General features: G+C 66.4%; 3 protein-coding genes and 1 pseudogene. All 4 read right to left on the reverse strand.

The window, feature by feature from the left end:
- Positions 1–1049: ATP-binding cassette domain-containing protein (locus AAFP05_RS10720; protein WP_341729861.1), on the reverse strand; the 1049-nt coding region annotated here is incomplete at its 3' end.
- Positions 1050–1179: 130 nt separating this feature from the next.
- A complete protein-coding gene (locus AAFP05_RS10725; protein ID WP_341729862.1) occupies positions 1180–1623 on the reverse strand; it encodes a single-stranded DNA-binding protein in 444 nt (147 codons plus the stop codon).
- Positions 1624–1728: 105 nt separating this feature from the next.
- A complete protein-coding gene (locus tag AAFP05_RS10730; protein WP_341729863.1) occupies positions 1729–3366 on the reverse strand; it encodes a GTPase in 1638 nt (545 codons plus the stop codon).
- Positions 3363–4482: pseudogene (locus AAFP05_RS10735) on the reverse strand (ABC transporter); the annotation flags it as partial. The gene AAFP05_RS10730 and the pseudogene AAFP05_RS10735, both read right to left, overlap by 4 nt.

Raw genomic sequence — 4482 nt, forward strand, 5'->3', positions numbered from 1 at the left:
CCTGCTCGTGGCAGGTCGAAGGTCAGCCCGTTGATCAGCACTCGGTCGTCGAAGGACTTGTGCAGGTCGTTGACATCAAGCACGACACTGCCCAGCCGCGGACCGGGCGGGATGTTGATCTCGGCCGGATCGATCTTGCGGTTGCGCTCTGCCTCGGCCGCCAGTTCCTCGTAGCGGGCCAGACGGGCCTTATTCTTGGCCTGGCGTGCCTTCGGCGATGAGCGCACCCATTCGAGTTCGCGCTCCAGAATCTTGGCGCGCTTGGCGTCCTTCAGTCCCTCGATGTTCAGGCGCTTACGCTTGGTCTCGAGGTACGCCGAGTAGTTGCCCTCGTAGCCGTAGAGCCGGCCGCGGTCGACCTCACAGATCCAACCCACGACGTTGTCGAGGAAGTAGCGGTCGTGAGTGACGCAGAGCACAGCGCCCGGGTAGGCCTTCAGATGACCTTCGAGCCAATTCACCGATTCGGCGTCCAGGTGGTTTGTCGGCTCGTCGAGCAGCAGCAGGTCCGGTTGCTGCAGCAATAGCTTGCACAGCGCCACGCGGCGCCGCTCACCGCCCGACAACACGTCGACGATGGTGTCGGGCGGCGGGCAGCCCAGCGCGTCCATGGCCTGCTCCAGCTGGGAGTCGATGTCCCAGGCGTTGCGGGTATCGAGTTCGGTCTGCAGCTCGCCCATCTCGGCCAGCAAGACATCGAAGTCGGCATCGGGGTCGGCCATCGCTTCGGAGATCTCGTTGAAGCGGCGCAACATCCCTTTGACCTCTGCGACGCCCTCTTCGACGTTTTCCAGAACGGTCTTGCCCTCGGTGAGCGGCGGCTCCTGCAGCAGGATTCCGACTGTCGCGTTCTTGGCCAGTTGGGCGTCGCCGTTGTTGATGGGCTCCAGGCCCGCCATGACCTTCAACAAGGTCGATTTGCCGGCACCGTTCGGGCCGACGACGCCGATCTTTGCGTCGGGGTAGAACGACAGGGTGACGTCGTCCAGGATCAGTTTGTCCCCGACCGTCTTGCGGACGTTGTGCATGGTGTAGATGAACTCGGCCATACGGCGCGTGCTTCCTTCGTTCGCAATGTGTGGACGCCTGGCGACGCCAGGCGGTTTGGGCTCGCGGGGTGGTGCTCGTCCATTATGCCGCACTCCCAAGACGCGTCCGGTCATCGCACCACTGCTGGATTCAGCCTGCCAGTGCGACGCTCTGCGGTGTCTCGTCGCGCGGGCTGCCGTCGGCGATGGCATCACCTGTCTCGGCAGTGTCATCCGGCTGCCTGGCCGACAGCACTCGGGTGAACTCGCTGGTACCGCGTGTCAGGTCGTGACCGATCGAGGTGGCTTCGATGACCATGCGCTCGTGCCTGGTGCCCTCGGATTCCCAGACCCTGGTGCGCAGCTTGCCGAAGACGACGACCGGGTCGCCTTTGGACAACGAATCGCGCGCGTTGTCGGCGAGCCGGTTGCCGCACTCGATGTTAACCCAGGTCGTGTGCCCGTCCACCCAATCGTCGCCGCGACGGATCCGTGGCGTGCAGGCCATCCGGAAACTCGCGCGGCTGAAGGTGTCGGTCGCCCGATAGTCGATGTCGGTGCCGAGATTGCCGGAGACGGTGATGAATGCGTCCATGATGAGGGTCCTTCCGTTCGTTGGGCCCTAATGATCGGCAAGTGCAACCCCGAATCGGTCAAAGAAGTCGGTATCTGTGGATAACTCGGCGAGATGACCCGCGGATCAGCTGATGGCCCGGGAGGCCAACTGGCGCCCCTGGTTGAACCTCTCCAATTCGACGTTGACCGGGGCGATCACCAGCCGGTCGGCGGTCTCCACGATCGAACGGGTGAGCGCGCGTTCGGCGCGGGCGCCTTTCGCTCGAGCGTCCAGTTCTACACCGATCCTCGAAATCAGGCTGACCAGCACGCCGAGCAGCGCGCCACCGAGCAGCATCACGGTCGGCAACGGCGCTCGTCCGACCTTGACAGCCGGCAGTTGCGGCAGCTGCAGATAGTTCAGCACCAAGTCGAGCAGCAGCCACCCGCCGCCGACGACAGCGGCGACGAAGATCATCCACTGCAGCACCTGCACGAGGCTCCACCAGCCCTGCCCTCGGTCCATCGCCAGATCCGTGGCCGCGACCGCGCGATCGAGTTCGTCAGGCAGATCGGTGCGGTGCGCCAAGGTCGCCTCGCGGACCGCTGTCGCGAAGCCGTCCGGCAGCCCCTCACTCGACGAGACCGCCAGCCCCCTGAGGGCTATGTCGACGCGGGCGATCTGTACCCCTCCCGCGGTCGGGAGGCTGGTTCGCTGCACCGCTACCGGTTCGAGCTCGTTGGTCTTCTTCTTGCGTCCGGGCATCGCGCGATCCAGATGCAGCATCCGCAGCGGGTCGGGTGTGAAGCGGCGCAGCCATTTGGTGACCGGCCAGCCGGTGGCCAAGCTGCCGCGACGGCGCATCGACTTCAGCACAGCGTCGCGCACGATTCCGGATCCCGCTGCTTCGGCGAGCGACTTGTTCAATTCGCGGGCCCTGGCATCCGGCACCTTGGCGGGCACTTTCGCGTCTCCGAACTCGGACTTCAATGCCCGGGCCGCGCTCGAAACATCGGACGACAGCCGGCTCGCCGCGATCTGCTTCTTACGAACGGTGCTGGAGATCGTCTTGCGGAGCGTCTCGATACCCATTCCGGTCAGGGCGGAGGCCGCCACGCAAGGAGTCTTGCTCAGCCCTTCGGAGTCGAGCAGCCCACGCAGGTCGCGCATGGTCTCGCGTAGCTGATCGGGCGTGAGCCGGTCGGCCTGGTTGAGCACCAGGAGCATCACCGCGGCGTGATCTGCCAGCGGTTTGAGGTAATTGTTGTGCAGGGCGGCGTCGGCGTACTTCTGCGGGTCGACGACCCAGATGAGCATATCGGCCAACTGCACGACTCGGTCTGCCTCCGCCCGGTGCGACGCGACCGTGGAATCGTGGTCGGGCAGATCCATCAGCACCAGGCCGTTCAGATCCGGATCATCGCCCTGAACAAGATGTCGGCGCGGCACGTCCAGCCAATCGAGCAGCTCGTGCGGCAGCTGCGAGCCCCAGAAGGCGGCCATCGACTTGCTGGTGGTCGGGCGTTTCATGCCTGGCTCTGCCAACCGGGTACCGGAGATCGCGTTGAACAGGCTGGACTTGCCCGAACCGGTCGCTCCCGCCAGCGCGATCACCGTGCTGTCGCCGGCTATCGCCAGCCGCCGGTCGGCCTTGCGAGTGACGCGACGCGCCTCGTCCACCACTTCGGCATCCAGCCGCCCGGACGCCAGATCGGCAGCCTCGCCGAGGGCTTGGATCCTGGCGGCAAGCGACTCAGCAGCGCGGTCGGGCTTGGCCATCATTCACCACTCCCCCGCCGGTCGTCGTGGACGAGCTCGGCGTCCACGACCTCCGCCTGCGAGTCGTCCACCCGGACCATTTGCGCCGAAGGATTACCGGTAGTCAAGCCGGGATATTCCGAGTCATCCAGGGTCTGCTTCCGGGTCGGCTGAGCGGCGGGCACCGGGCCGTGCGCGGCGCGCGAACGCTCGACTTCCAGCACAGCCTGCCGCACATTCTCGGCAGCATCCGGGGAGATGCCCAGTTCGTCGATGACACGGGTGAAGCGGACGAGTTCCCCGGCCATCAGGCCTTCGACCCGGGCGTCCAATTCCTGCTTGGCGGTGGTGGCAAGCTTGCGGACGGCCTCGTCCCCGAATACCGATTCGAGGAGACGCTGAGCCAACACCGTGGTGCCGACCGCAACTCCGCCCTCGGCTCCGGTGATACCGCCGGTGCTGAAGAAGATGACCAGCATCAGCGCGGCACCGACACCGTTGACACTCAACGCCGTGATCCGCGCCGAGGTGCGCTTGGTCTTGCCTTCCTGCGCGACCAGCTCAAGCACATCGGACTGCCACTCCCGGATCGCGCGGGCGGCCGCGGCCGCGAGTTCGTCGCCAGGACGCCCGAGTCCGGGATAGCGGGCCAGGATCTCCCGGCCGGCCGGATTGGCCTTCCACGCCACGATCGCGCGCTCGGTCGCGGCCGCCGCCTCGGCATTGATCAGCGCCTCGAGCCCACTGCCCGCGGCGACTCCCACCTGTTCGGCGCGCTGTGAGCTACCCGTGAAGAACCCGGCGATCCTGTCGCGGAGCCAGCTGACACCGCGGTCGAGACTGCGCATCAGGTCGCCGGTGCCCACGTAGTCGTGCCACCGGGAAAGCACCTCGCCGCGCAACAGGGTGCCGTCCGCGGACTGCACCGCGACGGCCCTGGCGGCCTCGGCGAACGCCTTCTGGGCATCACCGGCGAGTTGCTCGGCGACCTCACGCTGAGCGTCGAGCGCGTTGGCGATGCCGGGTGCGCGCTGGACGAGTGCGCCGATAGCCCCATCCAAGGTGCGCCGCACGACACGTTGCCGGGCGTCCTTGTCGGCGGCCAAGGTTGCCAGGTAGGTGCGCACCGGCGCCACCGCA

This window comes from Brooklawnia sp., assembly GCF_032229645.1.
Taxonomy (GTDB): domain Bacteria; phylum Actinomycetota; class Actinomycetes; order Propionibacteriales; family Propionibacteriaceae; genus Brooklawnia.